Source organism: Synechococcus sp. R55.3 (genome assembly GCF_047461975.1).
In the GTDB taxonomy this organism is placed as follows: Bacteria; Cyanobacteriota; Cyanobacteriia; order Thermostichales; family Thermostichaceae; genus Thermostichus.
Genome location: NZ_JANSIG010000066.1, coordinates 1 through 17359 on the forward strand (window position 1 = coordinate 1; position 17359 = coordinate 17359).

Sequence of the window (17359 nt, forward strand, 5' to 3'; positions counted from 1 at the left end):
GGAGATGTGTATAAGACCCAGCCGCGACCCCGACTGCGGCACCGCCACCTTCCACGCCTGCCCCCAGACCTACTCCAACCCAGACTCCACCGCCCGTGGCGGCTGCTCCCTCCCCAAGGCCCACTCCCCCGCCGACTGCGGAGCCCTTGCCCATACAGCCAAGCGAGCGGGTTTCGGATCCCAGCCAATTGGCTCCCGTTCCGCCCGCTCCGCAACCGGTGACAGAGGTTCTTCCCGCCCAGCGGCCCTCTGACTCTTCCCAGTTGGGGCCTCCGGTCAGTGCCTCTGCTCCCAGCAATGGAGCCGGGATCCAGGGCAGTGGAGCTAGTGGATTGGCCAACCCCACCCAATCCGCTCCCAATCCCCCCAGTGTGGCAGCGCGGGCCGATGTGGATTGGGGCCCCTGGCTGGCCGCTTTGCAGCGGAAAGTGGAGCAAAATTGGATCCCTGGACAGACCGGCACCTCGCGTCGCACGGTGGTGATTTTTACGGTGGGTCGAGCTGGCGATCTGCAGAGCATTCGCCTGGGGCGCACGTCTGGCAGCCAACAAACCGATGATGCGGCGCTGACGGCTATCCAGAGGGCAGCCCCCTTCCTGCCCCTGCCTGAGGCTTATGAGGGCAACTCGGTGACGATTAATTTCACCTTTGATATCAACGTGCTGGGCCAGTTGACTGTAGGGGGATCCGCCAACTGAGGAGGGGATCCCTGCGAAACCCAAAAGACGGCGGCCTGGCAAGAGCCTACAGGGATCCCACAGGAGTTGGGGTGGCGGGCCCAGAGGCAACGCGGCTTATGCGACGCAAGCCCGGCAAGCCGGCATCCACCACCACCACACTGCCATCCGGTAAGACTGCCAAGCCGGCAGGTTGATCGAACCGGGCCACCGAGGTGGGGCCATCCTGCCAGCCGGGCTGATTCTGTCCGGCCAAGGTGGAAACTTGTCCCCCAGGCTGAAGACGACGAATGCGATGGTTGTCTCGGTCTGCCACCCAGAGGTTGCCTGCCGCATCGAAGGCCAGCCCGCCGAGGAAGCGAAAGCGAGATTCCGCCAGGGGGCCATCTCGGTAGCCTGCTTCGAGGTTTGATAGGGTGCTCAGTTGTCCGGCGGGGGATAACCTGCGCAGGCGATGCTGATCGGCAATCCAAAGGTGCCCATTTCTGTCCACAGCCAAGGCGGTGGGCTGCAGAAGCTGGGCCTGTTCTGCTGGGCCGTCGGCGAATCCCGGCTGGCCCGTGCCGGCAACGGTGGTCACCTCACCGGCAGGGGTGATGCGGCGGATGCGGCGATTGGCGCGGTCGGCAACGTAGAGGCTGCCATCTGAACCCAAAGCCAGCCCCGATGGCTCACGGAACTGAGCCCGGTCAAGCTCCCCATCTCGGTATCCGGCTACACAAGTGCCCGCAAAGGTGCTCACCTGCCGTTGCAGGTTGATATAGCGCAGGCAATGGTTGCCGCTGTCGGCCACCCACAATCCCCCCTTGGGATCCCAGAGCAGCCCCTGTGGGGAGTTGAACCGCGCTTGCTCGGCTGCTCCGTCGCGGCGGCCTGCTTGGCCTGTGCCGGCCCAAACTTCCAATTCCCCCTCTGGAGACAGCCGGAAGATGCGGTGCTGGGCTCTATCGGCTAAATAGAAGGCTCCTTCAGGATCCACAGCAATGCCGCTGATTTGCTGCAGGTAGATCCTGGACTCGGTGCCGGTGTTATCAGGGGCGTTGCCGACAGGATCTGCCGCGGGCGAGGTGCGGCCATCCAGCAAAGTTTCCACCACCCAGGCCGATGCTGCCGGAGCAGTGGGGGTGGGAGAGGGGCTGGGGGAAGGAGTAGCGGCAGGCCAATCGTAGACCAGAGTGCCCAACCCTTGCCCGGAAGCATCCGCAACAGCAACCCAAACTGAGCCGGAAAGAGAAGAAGGCGGCATCACCACCAAACGGTCACCGCTGCGGGAGCGAATTTCCCCCCTCAGGATGCGCTCGGGATTGGCTGCTGCAGCAAAGAGAACTGTTTCCACCCGCTCCAAATTTTCCCCTGAGAGCAGCAACGGCTGGCCAAGGGTGGGCGCTGCCGAGCTGGTGTGCAGCAGCGGTACCCCCACCTCAGAGAGCACCAACATAGAAAGGCGGCGCTGGCGCTCTGTGTCTTGGGGAGGACGATTGACACTGCCAGAACTCCCAGAGCGGGCAGAAAGGGTCAGGGATCCCTTCCCCTGCGCCAGAGTGGTGGATCCCCGATAGGCGATGGCGCTGAGCTCCGCTTCCCCGGCGGGAGGATTGGTGAAGGTGAAAGTGGCCGGTTGCCCCAGGCGCAGAGGGGCAGTGGCGGTTTGGCGATAGGTGCCCAGGGTAATGCTCAGGTCGATCCCTTCCACCCCCGGCCAGGTGGGAGTGCGAGCCAGCCAGCGATCCACCTCTGAGGCCGGTAGCTGGGCCACCAGATCGGATCCCTGTTCCTGGAGCAGCAGAACGATGCGGTTGCTGGGCACCGACAAGCCGGACTGGCGGGCTTGCTCGAAAGTCAGAGAAAGCGGGGAGGGAGGGAGAGGAGTTGGAGTTAAAACCGGCTGTAGGGCCGCAGGGGGAACAACGCTGGGAGACAGACTAGAAGAAAGCTCGCCACAGCCCGAGAGAGCCAGCACCAAGGCACTCAGCGCAGGCCAAGGTAGCGGTGTCAGGGAAGCCCGTCGTGGCATGATGCAGCTCATCCCCTCCCACAAACTGGGAAATGGCGGAAACCCAAACCCCCACGCTTACCTTCATCAGCGTACAAACCGGCGAGAATTGCCCAGCACCCTCTCTGCCGCAGGAGCCACCTCGACCAATGCCTTGGCCCCTGAACCGCATTCCTATTCATGACCAACCATCCTCACCCGCAGGTGAGTCGCACTCCTCACTCCATCTATCCTTACTCAAATCCCCACCGAAAGACCAGATAGCAGTTTCAGCGGCCAGGAAATCATCCAGGCCATAGCGGTAGCGCTGTAAGTCGATGCTGCCCGCGTTCGCCCGGTTCGGCTATAGAGTGGGGACAGGCCACTCTCGCGGATGAATCAAGTAGACGGTACCCCCGGAGTGCTCCAGCCACAACGACTCTAGCTGTTCGCGGCGGTAGGTACGGCGAACCTCTTCGTTGGTTTTGGCCGCCGGATCGTGGACGATGGGATCCCCGTGGCTATCAAATCCCACCAGCACCGCCAAATGACCCTTGCTTTTGGGGATCGGCGCCCCTTCCAGTTCTCCCTCGCCCCAGGCATAGCTGAGGACCACCGGAACCCCTGCCGCGATCCAGGCTTCTGCTTGGGCCAAGCTCTCCAGCCGCGCCACCACGCCGGACAAACCCTGCTCGGCAGCATGGGCGACGTTGAAAACCCAGTTGCCATGGCCGTCGTAGACCCGGTCGTACACACCGGCCACCGCTGCGCGCACCAGCAGCTCACAGGGACGGGGATCCTGCTGCCAGTAGGCCAGCACCATGGCCAGGGAGGTGGGGCTACACCAGACTTCTCCCCCATCGGGGTACACCATCTGGGAGCACAAAGGCAGATCCAAGACTTTGCCCCAGCGGCTGGGATCCCCAGGGGATAGGCGGCTGGGCTTGACCGGCTCGTTGGAAATGGCAACCGCCACCTGATCCACAAAGGCAGAACGGCCAGGGTCTTGGGTGAACAGGCGCACCCTGACCTGGAAGGCTTCAGCCCCGTTGAGCGTATCGTTGAGCACCAGCAGATCCGTGTACAGGTTGCCATCCTCATCCCCTTGTCCCCGCACCGAGTGGCTGGCCAGAGTCATGGGATCTGCAGCCCATACCCCGCCGTGATACCACTTTGTCCAGCGGTCTGAAAGCTTCGCCCGGATCCACAGTTCCAGCCAGGTGCCGGGGGGCGTGGTGGCATTCCAGGAAACGATGGCCCCGATCAGGGGGAAGCCCGTGGGGACTGCTGGACTGGTGGCTTCTCCCACCCAATAGGTGCCGCCGGGATAAAGGGGTCGGCCATGAGCTGCTGACTCGGATCCTCCAAGGCTGACTTCTTGCCGCCAGCCCTCTGGATCCAAGACCAATTGCCCTTGGGCGTTCAGGCGGATCCCTTGGGTTGACCAGTGCTGAAACCCCTGAGCTTCTCCTGCCCGCCAGCGCTGAAACCCGGTGCGATAGGTGGAGTGGGTCTGGGCTTGCATCGTCAAGAGTCCTGGAGAAGTTGGGACAGGCTGGGCCAACGTGGGCAACCCGAGCAAGAGCAGCACAACCCCGCTGACCAACCCAGACAGCCCTTGCCGATAGCCCGTGCCTTCTGCGAGCATTGTCCGCCTGCCCCCACTAATAGCGCGACACCGCCGGATGTCCACCAATGTACCAGCGCCACGGGATCTCAGCCCCCTGAGTGATACCGATGCGGGTGGTCTGGACAATAGGCAACTGCGTTTGCCAAGAGGGGGATCCCTCTAGCCAAAAGCCTTCTTGGTCGACATCCACCTGCCCCAGCCGCCAACCGTTGTGGGATCCATCGATGCGCAGGGCTTGACAGAGCAGGCCCGGCCCTGCGGCCACCCGCGCCGGCTTGTTCTGTTTGTTGGCCGGGATCCAGTCTGGCAGGCGATCCAACTGAGCTGCCCGGATCAGAACCGCCGCCGGGATCCCTTCTGGCTCGGTAACGATATTTAGACAGTGGTAGAGGCCGTAGATGCGATAGATGTAGAGATGCCCTGGCGGGCCAAACATGACCTGGTTGCGTTGGGTCTTGCGGCGGTAGGCATGGCAGGCCGGATCCCCAGCCGTGTAGGCCTCCGTCTCTACGATCTGGGCCCGCACCTGCAGCCCATCGGCAAATTGCCGCACCAGAACCATGCCCAGCAAGGCAGGTGCCACCAGCGGGGCCGGCTGGCTCAACCACTCCACAGCGTCCACGGCAGGCTTGGCAGCCCTCAGCCCCCAGCAACGGCAGGGACGATGCTCACCTCATCCCCATCTTGCAGAGGGGTGTCACATCCCTTGAGGAAGCGAATGTCTTCGCTGTTCACATAAAAGTTGACGAAGCGGCGCAATTCCCCCTTCTCATCGCACAGCCGCGCCTTAATCCCCGGACAGCGTTGTTCCAAAGCATCCAACAATTCGCGGATGGTGGATCCCTCGCAATTCACCACCCCCTGATCCTGGGTGAGCGCCCGCAGCGTGTTGGGAATCAGCACCTTGACTGCCATAGCCCAATGCCTCGTCCATTAACCAACATCAAAAAACTAGGGTAGCAGCACCCCATCGATGCCGTGAATCACGCCGTTGGAAACGGGAATATCCGCCAGGTTCACGTTAGCCCCGTTGACCCGGATGCTGCCATCGGATCCCACCTGCACCTGCAGCGGCAGCCCTGCCAAGGTGGTGAGAGTAGCCGACTGGCCCGGTTGCAAATCAAACGAGGTAATCCGCCCCGGCACCACATGATACGTGAGAATGCGGGTGAGCTGAGCCCGGTTGGCCGGCTGCAACAGCGTCTCCACTGTACCCGGCGGCAGTTGCCCAAAGGCCACATCGGAAGGGGCAAAGACCGTGAACGGCCCCGGCCCTGCCAAAGCCGTATTTAGCCCCGCCGCCCGTAAAGCCGCTGCCAGCGTCGAGTAGCTGCTGGGCAAGGTTTCCAGCTCAACGGCAATGGTGTTCAGCCCTTGTGGCCGGGCCACGGGAGCAAAGACAAGCGGGGTCAGTACAGCCGCCACCGGGATCCAACGGCGAACAAGGCGCTGAACAGAAGGAAAGATAGGCATCGTGCAAAGCTCCTGAGCCAATAGGTCTACGCCAGGGATCTTAACAGTTCTTCATTAAGATCCTGTTAAGAGGCAGTGGAGAGGGTCTTCCCTGCAAACCGAGTTCATACTGATGCCTCTTGCCAGTCCAGCCGCTCTAGGGTGCGGGCGCGCTCCAAAGCCTGTTCAAAGCTCTCCAGCTTGGGCGAGATCACCAGAGGATGGCCTACGTGGGGTTGAACCGCCTCCTGGGTCTTCAGGCCGTTGCCGGTAATGTAGGCTACTGTAACCGCCTCCGGATCGATTTGACCGGATTCTGCCAGGTGTTTGAGCACGGCAATGGTGGTGCCGCCGGCAGTCTCGGTGAAGATGCCTTCGGTCTCGGCCAGGAGCTTAATGCCGGCGATGATCTCGGGATCCGTGGCCGTTGCGATCTGCCCACCGGTTCTGCGGGCAATGTCCAGGGCGTAGATCCCGTCGGCAGGGTTGCCGATGGCGATGGACTTGGCGATGGTATTGGGCTTAACCGGAGTGACAAAATCCCGTCCCTCGCGGAAGGCTTGGGCAATGGGCGAACATCCCTGCGCCTGGGCGCCGTGGAAGGTGACCGGCTTATCCGCCACCAGCCCCACCTTCACAAACTCCTGGAAGCCTTTGTAAACCTTGGTGTACAGGGATCCCGAGGCCAATGGGATCACCACCTGATCCGGCAGTTGCCAACCCAATTGCTCCGCCACCTCATAGGCCAGGGTTTTGGAGCCTTCTGAGTAGTAGGGGCGCAGGTTGATGTTGACAAAGCCCCAGCCGTAGCGATCCGCCACCTCGGCGCAGAGGCGATTCACCTGGTCGTAGTTGCCCTCTACAGCCATAACGGTGGGGTTGTAAATCAGGGATCCCAGCACCTTGCCCGCTTCTAAGTCCGCCGGGATGAAGATGGTGCAGTCCAGGCCGGCATGGGCGGCAATGGCAGCCGTGGAGTTGGCCAAGTTGCCCGTGCTGGCGCAAGAGACGGTGGTAAAGCCCAGCTCCTTGGCACGGGTCAGCGCCACCGACACCACCCGATCCTTGAAGCTGAGGGTGGGCATGTTGACGGCATCGTTCTTGATGTAAAGATTTTTCAATCCCAGCCGCCGACCCAGCCGCTCCGCTTTGATCAGAGGGGTCAGGCCCGTGCCCACATCAATGGGCTTCTCAGAAGTCACCGGCAGAAAAGGCCGATAGCGCCAGATGGAATGCGGCCCGGCCTGGATGCTCTGACGGCTAACCGTGCGCTTCAGCCAGTCGTAGTCATAAGCCACTTCGAGGGGGCCGAAACACAGCTCACAAACATGCTTGGCGACCGGCTCATACTCGGCGCCACACTCCCGACAGCGCAAACGGCTGAAGCCCACCTTGGAGCTGTGCAAGGCAGAGGCCAACGGGGAATCGGCAGGGCTGAGCGGGCGTTCGGAAAGAGTTTGGGACATGGGCAGCCTCAAGGTGAAGGAAAGGGTGGGCGCTGGATTGAACTTACCTATCGTTGGGGGGAATCTTATCACCCGCAATCTGCCGCGTCAACTAAACCCGACTAAAATAGTCTGGATTAGATCCGGTTGAGGATAATGGAATCGGTGCTTGGCTCTCTCAGGCGGGCTGTCTGGTGTTTGTATGAGCCGCAACATCCCTTGGGCGACTCTGCCCTTTCCTCTGGGATCCCCTGCTATCGGCAGCCTTGGGGGAGCTGATCCCAGCGCCCTGAGGTCTCTTCAACTCTTCAATCAGGTGACTTAGGCTGGGAACTGAGCCTCTACCCAACTTTATTTCCCAGGGCAACAGAAAACTTTCCCTACTGCTCTGCCTGCCTCAGGCCGGTCGCAAATAACCCTATCCGTTGCCGCCATCGCTAAGCTGGATAAGCGAGCTGAAATAACCTGAAAATTAAAAGACCGGGGATCCCGGCTATTCATTTTGGAATTGCCACCCTATGCTCAGAGTTGGACGGGACAGCATTGATTTTCTCGATCACTACGATGTGGTGGTGGTCGGCGGGGGGCACTCCGGCTGCGAGGCAGCGTTGGCAGCAGCGCGGCTGGGCTGCAACACCCTCATGCTGACATTGAATCTGGACAAGATCGCCTGGCAACCCTGTAACCCCGCCGTCGGCGGCCCGGCCAAATCGCAACTGGTACACGAAATCGATGCCCTCGGCGGCGAGATGGGCAAAATCACCGACCGCACCTATTTACAGAAGCGGGTGCTCAACCGCTCGCGGGGGCCGGCGGTGTGGGCGCTGCGGGCACAAACCGACAAACGGGAATATGCGCGGGTGATGCGCTCGGTGGTGGAAAACCAGCCCAACCTGACGATTCGCGAGGGCACCGTTACCGATTTGGTGCTGGGGCGCAACGATGAGATTGTCGGCGTGGTCACCCACTTTGGCACCATCTTCGGCTGCCGAGCGGTGATCCTGACCACCGGCACGTTTTTGGGGGGGCGCATCTGGATTGGCCGTCACTGGCAATCTGCCGGACGAGCGGGGGAGTTTGCGGTGGAAGGGCTGACAGACACCCTGCACCAACTGGGCTTGGAGACGGGTCGGCTGAAAACCGGCACCCCCGCCCGTGTGGATCGGCGCAGCGTGGATTTTTCCGTCATGGAGCGGCAACCGGGGGATCCCGATGTGCGCTGGTTTAGCTTCGACCCCGAAGTGTGGGTGCCACGGGAGCAGATGGATTGCTACTTGACCCGCACCACCCCAGAGACCCACCGCATCATCCGGGAAAATCTCCACGAAACCCCCGTCTATGGCGGCTGGGTAGAGGCCAAAGGGCCCCGCTATTGCCCCAGCATCGAAGATAAAATTGTCCGCTTTGCCGACAAGGAAAGCCATCAGATTTTTATCGAACCGGAAGGGCGGGATCTGCCGGAGCTCTACATCCAGGGGTTCTCCACCGGCATGCCGGAGAAAATCCAGATCCAGATGTTGCGCTCCCTGCCGGGTCTGGAAAAGTGTGTCATGCTGCGCCCCGCCTATGCGGTGGAATACGACTATCTGCCGGCCACCCAGCTCTACCCCACTCTGATGACCAAAAAAGTGCAGGGGCTGTTTTGCGCCGGCCAGATCAACGGCACCACCGGCTACGAAGAGGCGGCAGCTCAGGGGCTGATGGCCGGGATCAACGCTGCCCGCCTGGTTCAGGGCAAACCTCTGGTCATTCTGCCGCGGGAGTCCAGCTACATCGGCACCCTCATCGACGATCTCTGCACCAAAGAACTGCGGGAGCCCTACCGCATGCTCACCAGCCGCTCCGAATACCGCCTCATCCTGCGCTCCGACAATGCCGACCAACGGCTCACCCCCCTGGGGCGGGAATGGGGCTTGATCGATGACCGGCGCTGGGCCCTGTTCCAAGCCAAGCAAGCCCGTATCGCAGCCGAAATTCAACGGCTGGAAAGCCAACGGGTGAAGGCCCAAGACCCCGCCGGGATCCAACTAAGCCAACTGACGGGGCAGGGGATCAAGGGATCCGCCACCCTGGCCGAGATCTTGCGCCGCAACCAGATTCACTACTCCGATCTCCTGGAACTGGGGCTGGGGGATGCGGAGCTGGATCCCTTTGAGCAGGAGGCGGCAGAGATTGCCGTCAAATACAGCGGCTACATCCAGCGGCAGCAGAGCCAAATTGAGCAGGTGAGCAAGCAGTACCACCGCCCTCTGCCCCCCGATCTGGACTACCACTCCATCCCCACCCTCTCCAAAGAGTCGCGGGATAAGCTCTCGGCGGTGCGCCCGCTAACCGTGGGCCAGGCGGCCCGCATCGGCGGTGTCAACCCCGCCGACATCAACGCGCTGCTCATCTACCTTGAGGTGAGGCAACGTCAGAGGGCGGCGGATCCCGTCTGTTCTTCTCTGTGAGCTCCGCCCCCATCCATGTAGAGGGAAGGGATCCCTTCTAGGGGCATGCGCGAGGCTACCCCCAGCTCCAGCGGCGAGACCTCCCCCCGCAGCCAGTGGCAGAGCCCAGCTGCCCCAATCATGGCGGCATTGTCGGTGCAGAGGGCTAGAGGCGGGATCACCACCCGCAACCCCCTTTGCCGGGCTGCTTCTGTGAGGCGGGCCCTCAGCTCCCGATTGGCAGCTACCCCTCCCGTCAGCAGCAGCGTCGAGAGGCCCAGCGCCTCGGCGCAGGCCACTGCCTTTTCGGTGAGCACATGGGTCAGACAGGCCTGGAAGCTGGCGGCAATGTCGGCAATGGGCAACTCCTGGCCTTGCTGCTGCAACTGCTGGACTAGGCGCAACACCGCCGTTTTCAGGCCGCTGAAGCTTGTGTCGTAGGGATGCTCCACTTTGCCCTCGGGCAGGGGAAAGCGCTGCGGATCCCCCTGCTGAGCCCAGCGGTCAATCTGCGGTCCCCCCGGATAGCCCAGCCCCAGCAGCCGCGCCACTTTGTCAAACGCTTCGCCGGCAGCATCGTCGCGGGTGCGACCCACCGTCTGGTACTGCCCGTAGTCCTTCATCCAGATCAAGCTGGTGTGGCCCCCCGACACCAAAAGGCAGAGGCAGGGGGGGCGCAGATCGGGCTCGGCCAAAAAGCCGCTAAAGAGATGGCCCTCCAGATGGTGCACCCCGATCAGGGGCTTGTCGTGGAGCAAAGCCAAGGTCTTGGCCCCCATCAGCCCCACCAGCAGGGATCCCACCAGGCCCGGCGCACAAGTTACGGCAATGGCATCTACCTCGGCCACCTCCAATCCGGCCTGCTGCAGAGCAGCCTCTAGCACAAAGGGCAGAGTTTCCACATGCTGCCGTGAGGCCACCTCCGGCACCACGCCCCCGTAGGCCGCATGGAGGTCGATTTGGCTGGCCACCACCGAGCTGAGCTGCCGTGGGGCAAACCCCGGCCAGGCTGCATCCGCCGCCACCACAGCCACAGCCGTTTCGTCACAACTGGTTTCGATGGCAAGGACGCGGGGCATGGGAGAGCAGGCTGGGCAAAAGGGATAGGAGAGCTTTGGGATACTTGAGATACTTGAATTAAGAATTGTGTGAGCTAAAACCCGGGATCCGTCGGGGCGAGGCGCTCAGGAGTATGATACTAACCGTTTAGTGCCTGTTTCTGCACTTAGCATCCCTTAGCATTTGGACAGATCTTAGACCCCTACCTCAAGGACACATCCTGCTATGCGAACCTTTTTAAGCCTTCTTTTGGCCCTTTGCATTGCGCTTGGCCTCGCCCAATCTGTGCAGGCAGAGCCCTTGATTGGTCTGAAACCTTGCAGCGAAGTTCCCGCCTTTCAGGCCCTGATGAACGAACGCCTGAGCAGCCTAGAGGAGAAGATCCTCAACGCCAGCCCTGCTATGGCTCCCGTCTACCAGCAAAAGCTGGCCCAAACCAGCAAGCGCTTTGAGCGCTACAGCAAGCTGCTCTGCGGCGAAGAGGGCCTGCCCCACCTGGTTACAGATGGTCGGTTGAACCATGCGGGCGAGTTTCTCATCCCCGGCCTGCTCTTCCTGTATATTGCCGGTTGGCTGGGCTGGGCGGGGCGTTCTTACCTGATCGCGGTTCGGGATGAGGATAGCCCCGAAATGAAAGAAAGCCTGATCGATGTACCGCTGGCGCTGCGGTGCTTCCTCACGGCTTTGGCTTGGCCTGCTGCTGCTTTCAAGGAGATTGCCAGTGGCGAAATTCGAGAGCCGGAAGCGGCTGTGCCCATCTCCCCCCGCTGAGGAGCTGAGCCCGGCTTTCTAACTCGATTTATTTAACTTTTGAGAGGCGTCTATGGCTGATTTCACCAAGTTTCTCACCACTGCTCCGGTGGCATTTATCCTGTTTTCCAGCTTTGTTTTTGCCCTGTTCATCGAGATCAATCGCTTCTTCCCCGACATTTTGACGTTCTGAGTGTAGGCCAGGGATCCCCAGTGCAACCATGCCCGACGGGATCCCTGCTTTTTTAGGCTTTTTTCCATCCTCCTTTGAACTGGACACAGAGTTGCTGAAATGGTCGAACCCAATGCCGATCCTGCTCCGTTGAATAGGTTGAACATGAATAAGAGATACGTCACCGTCCCTGAGGGAGATCCGCAAATTGGGGATCTCTGGACGCCGATCAACCACGCGCCTGTTGTCCGGCTGTTGATCGACTGGCTGCCCATCAACCGACCGGGATTGAGTTCCATTTGGCGGGGCTTGGAAATCGGTATGGCCCACGGCTATTGGCTGGTCGGCCCCTTTGCCAAGCTGGGGCCGCTGCGCAACGAGCCCATCGGTCTGCTGAGCGGCTTTTTGGGAGCCTGTGGCCTGATCTTGATTCTGACGGCGGCCCTTTCTCTCTACGGCACTGTCACTTCGCAGCGCAACATAGGGCCGGTAGGGGGATCCCAATCTTGGAGCGAATTGGCTGCCGGCTTCTTGGTAGGGGGCATGGGGGGGGCGATCGTCGCCTACCTGCTTTTGCTAAATGCGGATCTCCTGATTCCTGCGTCTTAATTGAGGCTATTGGCCTTCCATCACATCATCCACAACGTCTTTGATTGCCTCTCGAGCATCTTCGACTCCAGGGTGGGCGGCTGCTTCCGCTTGCTCGGCCCTGCCTTCCAGCCTTTCACGCTGATCGCTGGCCAGCTCACCCACAATTTCCTGGATTTTGCTCTCCAGATTCTTGGCAGTGGCTCCAACTTGCTTTTCAAGGCTCATAACATCGGCCCCTTCACCGGCTTTGCCCTGTCTACTCGATAGCACCTTTTCTCTTTGGGCCTCGTGATCCAAATCACCTGCAAGGCAGCAAAGAGGGTGGGTCGGGCTGGCAGACCAGAGGAAGCTTGTCTTAGCATGGACTGAATTCTGCAATGAGCCGATAACAGCGGTTCTAGAGATTTTTCTGCCTATCTTTCGTGAGCTGCTGTGAACGATCTGCTGTCCGAACCCACTTCTGAAAGGCTCTCCTTAGCCGAGATCCGTCGCCTATCGCCCGCAGCCTTGGCCTACCTGGGAGACGCCATTTACGAACTGCACGTGCGGCGGCAACGATTATTTCCGCCAGATCGACTGGAGCGCTATCATCAGCAGGTGGTGAGGCGGGTACGCGGCTCGGCTCAGGCCAAGTTGCTGTTGGCCCTGTTGCCCCATCTCAGCCCCGAGGAGCAGGAAATTGTCCGCTGGGGTCGCAATGGCTGCGGTCGCCCACCCCGACATCTGCCTCTGGCCGACTACCAAAACGCCAGCGGCCTGGAAACGGTTCTGGGCTATCTCTACCTGGCCAATCCCGAACGGCTGCGCCATATCCTCGCCCTCACTGATGTTTTGTCCGAGACCCTGGGCGAGTGGGAAGGTTAGGATAGTCTTTCTGTCTTTCCATTTCCACGCCCATGCCTAAGCCTTCTCAGCGCAAACCTGCTTCACGGCTGTCTCGCTCGGGCAAACCGCAGCGGCGAGGGGCAGGGCAATCCGTCAGCAAGCGGGTACAGCGGCCCAAACGCCGAGACGGGGATCCCAAGCTTGCCACCCAAGAGGCTCCGGTGAAGCCGATCCGCCGCAACGCACAGCGGCAGTGGCCCCAGGGCAAGGTGGCTCCTCAACCGGCAGGCCAACGAGATCCCGGCCTTCCCATGGGTGGGACAGGGGTTCTGCCGGAAGAAGTGCAGCTTCAGGCCGACCGGGATCCGCAGACCGAGCTGGAGCAAGAGATCATCTACGGTCGCCAGACGGTACTGGCCGCCCTGAGAAGTCAAGCCACCCTCAACCGGGTTTGGATCCTGCCGAGGTTGCGCTACAGCCCCCAATTTTTGTCTCTGTTGGAAGAAGCCAAAGCGCGGGGCACTGTCATCGACGAAGTATCTCCACAGCGGCTGAACACTCTCACGGCTGGCGCTAACCACCAGGGTATTGCTGCCCAAGCCACGCCTTATCAGTACATGGATCTGGAGGATTTGGTGGAAAAAAGCCGGCAGGCCGGCCCCAATCCGGTGCTGGTGGTTCTAGACGGGATCCAGGATCCCCATAACTTGGGAGCCATTGCCCGTAGCGTAGAAGCTTTTGGCATGCAAGGGATGGTGATCCCCCAGCGGCGGGCAGCAGGAGTCACCTCGACGGTGATGAAGGTGGCGGCAGGAGCCCTCTCTACCTTGCCGGTGGCGCGGGTGGTGAATTTGAATCGGGCTTTGGAATACCTCAAAGAGCAGGGGTTTTGGGTTTATGGCACCACCAGCCGAGGGGCTGACCCCATCTATAGCGCCGATTTTCAGCGGCCCATTGCTTTGGTAGTGGGATCCGAGGGGGAAGGGATTAGCCTGCTCACACAACGCCATTGTGACCAACTGCTGTCCATTCCCTTGGCAGGCCGCACTGAAAGCTTGAATGCTTCTGTGGCCACCGGCATTGCCCTCTACGAAATCCACCGGCAGCGCTCTCCCCACCACCTCAAACGTGCCGAGATTGATACATTCCTCAACAAATCGTCAATAAAAGCAGTAGAATCTAGGGGATTGCAGAAAATATCCAATGATCGTTAGCACTTGTTAATGGGGGATGGATCCCGTGAGCAACCCTTTGGTCAGTCTGTTGGATAAGCTGCGCGGCCTGTCGGTCTGGATCGAGATCACCACCGAGGACTGCACCTACTACTACGGCCCCTTCTCCGATGAAGCTGAGGCGGAGCGGCTCAAAGGCCACTACATCGCCGACCTGCAAAAGGAAGGAGCCAAAAAGATCCAGGCTCTGGTGAAGAAAATGCGCCAGCCACAGTCTCTGACGGTGACCCGTACTCCGTCGGGAGCCCGTTCCTGATGTCTGCTACGGCTTATCAAGTAACCCTTCATCACCGCGGCCAAACCTACCGCTTCCCTGCCTCTGCGGATCAGACGGTCTTACAAGCTGCTCTTGAACACGGGATAGAGCTACCTTCCTCTTGTCAGGCGGGGGTTTGCACCACCTGTGCGGGGCGGCTGAAGTCGGGATCTGTGACTCAGACAGAGGCAATGGGGATTGGGCCAGAACTGCAGGCCCAAGGGTTTGTGCTGCTGTGTGTAGCCTATGCTACCTCCGATTTGGAGGTGGAGACCGATCAAGAGGAAGAGGTTTACCGTTTGCAGTTTGGCTCCTAACCGTGCCGGATTTCTGTTCAGGTCTACTTGTTAGTAGGTGTTGTAGTCATTTCGATTCAAACTAGGACACTGTACCCACAACTAAAACCTTGGTCGCGTCTTCGCGTCAGCGTTGCGGAGCAATAGCGTTGCGGAGCAATAATGCAGGGGCCCAAAAGGTTTTTCTCAGTAGCCCGGCTGTCTCAGCCTAATCTGAAAATACTACATTAGTTTATATTGTTGGATTCTTAGTGTTAGAAGTTATCGAAAGTAAGTCTGTTTCCTTGGCGAGATCAGTCCTCGACTCCTGTGAAGTTGCATTTGTTGCACCTATCTCTGCCGTTGAGCTCGCCTCTCTCTGCCCCGCAACTGGAGCAATCCCTCTGTCAGCAAGTTGACCGGGAGCTGGGCCAGCCGGCTCGGCTTCTGCGCTGGAGCTTGACGGCGGTGGAGGGGGATAGAGCCTGGGTTGAGGTGGTCGCCACCACTGATGAGGGCTACTCGGATTTAGACTAGGACAACTCACTCTTAGTCAGCTTCTTGACAGACGTCTGCAAGAGTTTTCCCAATACCCCAGTGGTCTCAGACCAATCGAGAACCAACAGTTTCATTGCTACGTTAAAGAGATGGTTCATATTGATTGATGGAAATGGCTATCGGTACCCTTGCCCATTTTTGTCGTTTGGCCAATGTCTGTCTCTGCATCTGAACCAACTCCGGCTCCACTGCTGGCCGAGCAGCACCCCCCTGTCGCCCTCACCATCGCTGGATCCGACAGTGGTGGAGGGGCAGGGATCCAAGCGGATCTGCGCACCTTTGCTTTCCAACGGGTACACGGTACCTCTGCCCTGACCTGCGTGACTGCCCAAAATACCCTTGGGGTGAGCCGGGTCGATGCGCTGCCCCCCGAAGCCGTGGCCGCCCAAATTGAGGCCGTGGTGCAGGACATCGGGGTGCAAGGGATCAAGACGGGCATGTTGCTGAATGCCGAGATCGTGCTGGAGGTAGCCCGTCAGGTGGAGCGCTGGGCGTTGCGGCCTCTGGTGGTGGATCCGGTGATGGTGTCCCGCACGGGAGCAAAGTTGCTGGCAGATGAAGCCATTCAGGCCATCCGCGAGCGGCTGATCCCCTTGGCCCAGGTGCTGACCCCCAATCGCTATGAGGCGCAAATTTTAACGGGGCTGCAGCTGCAGTCCCTGGCGGATATGCAAACGGCGGCTCAGCAGATTCGCACCCTGGGCTGTGGAGCGGTGTTGGTCAAAGGTGGGGGTATGCCGGGGGAACTGCAGGGGGTGGATGTGTGGTTCGATGGCGAGCGACTGGAAGTGCTGAAAACAGAGCGGATCCCCACCCGCCACACCCACGGCACCGGCTGTACCCTCTCGGCGGCCATTGCAGCACAGATGGCCTGGGGCAGGGATCCCTTGGCGGCCACAGTGGCGGCCAAAGCCTATGTAACAGAAGCGCTGCGACATCCTTTGGCCATCGGGTCAGGGCAGGGGCCGGTGGGGCACTTCTACCCGCTTCTGTCCGGGATTGGCAAACCTGTGCCATAAGAGAGAGGTCACTCTCTCTGGCTGCTATGGCTAGCCCGTCGAATCTTTCTCAGAAGGGATCCCTGCCCAAATGGCGGCTTTGGCTACCCCTCCTGCTGCAACTGGGTATCGTTCTGCTGATACCGTCTCGGCAAGCGCTGACTCTTGCTGTCGGAACCACGATCTACCTGCAAACGGCCCCCGTGGATCCCTATGACCTTTTGCGGGGCCGGTACGTGACCTTGGGCTACGTCGTCGCTCGACGCTCCACCCTAGAGCAACTGCCGGGTTGGTTACCTGATTTGGAGACGCCAGGGATCCTTTATCTGCGCTTGGCTCCCCCCGCAGGGGATCCCACTCAACCTTGGCAAGCAATCGGTGTCAGCCGGGAGATGCCCAAAGATTTGCAGCCTGAAGAGAAAGTGCTGCGAGGCTGGTTTGACGGGCAGCAGCTCAAGTTGGGAATCGAAGAATTTTTTATTCCCGAAGCGATTGGAGATGCCTTGGAAGAGGATATTCGGCATTACCCTGAAGCCACGCGGGCAGAAGTGAAAGTGGATCCCTGGGGCAAGGCAGCATTGGTCGGCCTCTGGGTAGGGGAGCATCGGTACTAAGTGCTCATTCTGCCCGGCTTTAACGCTTTAACAATTAATCACCATATTCTGACATCCGAGCCCGAAGGAGAGCCGGAAAACTGAATGGGGCAGGGATCCCTATCACTTGCCCCTCGAAACCCTGAAGATGGCGAGAACCGGAGCTGTGCCATTGAGGAGCTTGCTAAGTGCTGCACAGCCTTGCTCAACACCTGAATTAGGGTCATCCCAATTGGGTCAAACTTCTTCAGCTAGAAATCGCAGGAGCCCCGCACTGTACCCGTAGGGTCAGTGCCGGGAGGAATGCGAGGTTACAATAGAACTATGACCCAAGTCCTGACCGTATCCTGCAAGCTCAAGGTGTCCCCGTCGCAAGCCGCCAAATTGGACGCGACTTTGGAGGCTTTTGGCCAAGCCTTGAATTGGGTCAACCAGAACACGCCGG

The 17359-nt window shown here is 60.2% G+C and carries 20 protein-coding genes and 1 pseudogene; 13 read left to right on the forward strand and 8 right to left on the reverse strand.

Going from position 1 to position 17359, the window contains the following annotated elements:
• The first annotated feature begins 146 nt into the window (after window positions 1-146).
• Window positions 147-698 carry an energy transducer TonB gene (locus NW849_RS10495; RefSeq protein WP_414357598.1) on the forward strand — a complete coding sequence of 184 codons (552 nt, stop codon included), beginning with the start codon at window positions 147-149 and terminating at the stop codon, window positions 696-698.
• Window positions 699-744: 46 nt separating this feature from the next.
• Here NW849_RS10495 and NW849_RS10500 read toward each other — a convergent pair whose 3' ends face one another.
• The 6 genes from NW849_RS10500 to thrC all read right to left on the reverse strand — a co-directional run bounded on the left by NW849_RS10500 (window position 745) and on the right by thrC (window position 7197).
• A complete protein-coding gene (locus NW849_RS10500) occupies window positions 745-2691 on the reverse strand; it encodes an NHL repeat-containing protein (protein ID WP_414357599.1) in 1947 nt (648 codons plus the stop codon).
• 322 nt (window positions 2692-3013) lie between these two features.
• Complete coding sequence (locus NW849_RS10505; RefSeq protein ID WP_414357600.1) at window positions 3014-4297, reverse strand: peptidase C39 family protein; 1284 nt, start codon at window positions 4295-4297, stop codon at window positions 3014-3016.
• 16 nt (window positions 4298-4313) lie between these two features.
• Window positions 4314-4892 carry a DNA-3-methyladenine glycosylase gene (locus NW849_RS10510; protein ID WP_414357611.1) on the reverse strand — a complete coding sequence of 193 codons (579 nt, stop codon included), beginning with the start codon at window positions 4890-4892 and terminating at the stop codon, window positions 4314-4316.
• Window positions 4893-4918: 26 nt separating this feature from the next.
• Entirely contained in the window at window positions 4919-5194 is a 276-nt protein-coding gene (locus NW849_RS10515; RefSeq protein ID WP_011434358.1) for a ubiquitin-like small modifier protein 1, read from the reverse strand.
• Window positions 5195-5230: 36 nt separating this feature from the next.
• The gene (locus tag NW849_RS10520) at window positions 5231-5752 is read right to left on the reverse strand and encodes a fasciclin domain-containing protein (protein WP_414357601.1); all 522 of its coding nucleotides are present in this window, start codon (window positions 5750-5752) and stop codon (window positions 5231-5233) included.
• A 104-nt stretch (window positions 5753-5856) separates the two neighbouring features.
• Complete coding sequence (gene thrC, locus NW849_RS10525; RefSeq protein ID WP_414357602.1) at window positions 5857-7197, reverse strand: threonine synthase; 1341 nt, start codon at window positions 7195-7197, stop codon at window positions 5857-5859.
• Between the two features lie 497 nt (window positions 7198-7694).
• Between thrC and mnmG the strand changes: the two genes are divergently transcribed.
• A complete protein-coding gene (gene mnmG, locus NW849_RS10530; RefSeq protein ID WP_414357603.1) occupies window positions 7695-9626 on the forward strand; it encodes a tRNA uridine-5-carboxymethylaminomethyl(34) synthesis enzyme MnmG in 1932 nt (643 codons plus the stop codon).
• Here the strand turns inward: mnmG and tsaD are convergent.
• A complete protein-coding gene (tsaD, locus tag NW849_RS10535; protein WP_414357604.1) occupies window positions 9590-10684 on the reverse strand; it encodes a tRNA (adenosine(37)-N6)-threonylcarbamoyltransferase complex transferase subunit TsaD in 1095 nt (364 codons plus the stop codon). The two genes, mnmG and tsaD, sit on opposite strands and share 37 nt — an antisense overlap.
• Window positions 10685-10889: 205 nt before the next feature.
• Here tsaD and NW849_RS10540 point away from each other — a divergent pair, with 205 nt between their 5' ends.
• From NW849_RS10540 to NW849_RS10550, 3 genes are all read left to right on the forward strand, one after another.
• Window positions 10890-11435 carry a Photosystem I reaction center subunit III gene (locus tag NW849_RS10540; RefSeq protein ID WP_414342216.1) on the forward strand — a complete coding sequence of 182 codons (546 nt, stop codon included), beginning with the start codon at window positions 10890-10892 and terminating at the stop codon, window positions 11433-11435.
• Window positions 11436-11487: 52 nt separating this feature from the next.
• The gene (locus NW849_RS10545; protein WP_011434365.1) at window positions 11488-11607 is read left to right on the forward strand and encodes a photosystem I reaction center subunit IX; all 120 of its coding nucleotides are present in this window, start codon (window positions 11488-11490) and stop codon (window positions 11605-11607) included.
• Window positions 11608-11706: 99 nt separating this feature from the next.
• A complete protein-coding gene (locus NW849_RS10550) occupies window positions 11707-12195 on the forward strand; it encodes a photosystem I reaction center protein subunit XI (RefSeq protein WP_414357605.1) in 489 nt (162 codons plus the stop codon).
• Window positions 12196-12201: 6 nt separating this feature from the next.
• On the opposite strand, the gene NW849_RS10555 is transcribed toward NW849_RS10550, so the two are convergent.
• A complete protein-coding gene (locus tag NW849_RS10555; RefSeq protein WP_414357606.1) occupies window positions 12202-12402 on the reverse strand; it encodes a CsbD family protein in 201 nt (66 codons plus the stop codon).
• 207 nt (window positions 12403-12609) lie between these two features.
• On the opposite strand from NW849_RS10555, the gene NW849_RS10560 reads away from it, so the two are divergent.
• The 8 genes and pseudogenes from NW849_RS10560 to NW849_RS10595 form a co-directional block, all read left to right on the forward strand.
• Complete coding sequence (locus tag NW849_RS10560) at window positions 12610-13041, forward strand: ribonuclease III domain-containing protein (protein WP_414357607.1); 432 nt, start codon at window positions 12610-12612, stop codon at window positions 13039-13041.
• 32 nt (window positions 13042-13073) lie between these two features.
• The gene (gene rlmB / locus NW849_RS10565) at window positions 13074-14216 is read left to right on the forward strand and encodes a 23S rRNA (guanosine(2251)-2'-O)-methyltransferase RlmB (protein ID WP_414357608.1); all 1143 of its coding nucleotides are present in this window, start codon (window positions 13074-13076) and stop codon (window positions 14214-14216) included.
• Window positions 14217-14232: 16 nt separating this feature from the next.
• Entirely contained in the window at window positions 14233-14490 is a 258-nt protein-coding gene (locus NW849_RS10570; protein ID WP_011434370.1) for a DUF1816 domain-containing protein, read from the forward strand.
• A complete protein-coding gene (locus NW849_RS10575; RefSeq protein ID WP_011434371.1) occupies window positions 14490-14807 on the forward strand; it encodes a 2Fe-2S iron-sulfur cluster-binding protein in 318 nt (105 codons plus the stop codon). The genes NW849_RS10570 and NW849_RS10575 overlap by 1 nt, the downstream gene beginning before the upstream one ends.
• 288 nt (window positions 14808-15095) lie before the next feature.
• Entirely contained in the window at window positions 15096-15302 is a 207-nt protein-coding gene (locus NW849_RS10580) for a hypothetical protein (protein WP_414332282.1), read from the forward strand.
• A 173-nt stretch (window positions 15303-15475) separates the two neighbouring features.
• Complete coding sequence (gene thiD / locus NW849_RS10585; protein ID WP_414357609.1) at window positions 15476-16342, forward strand: bifunctional hydroxymethylpyrimidine kinase/phosphomethylpyrimidine kinase; 867 nt, start codon at window positions 15476-15478, stop codon at window positions 16340-16342.
• 26 nt (window positions 16343-16368) lie between these two features.
• On the forward strand, window positions 16369-16935 hold the full coding sequence (locus tag NW849_RS10590; protein WP_414357610.1) for a GDYXXLXY domain-containing protein: 567 nt from the start codon (window positions 16369-16371) through the stop codon (window positions 16933-16935).
• A gap of 303 nt (window positions 16936-17238) precedes the next feature.
• Window positions 17239-17359 (forward strand): annotated as a pseudogene (locus NW849_RS10595) (RNA-guided endonuclease TnpB family protein); the annotation flags it as partial.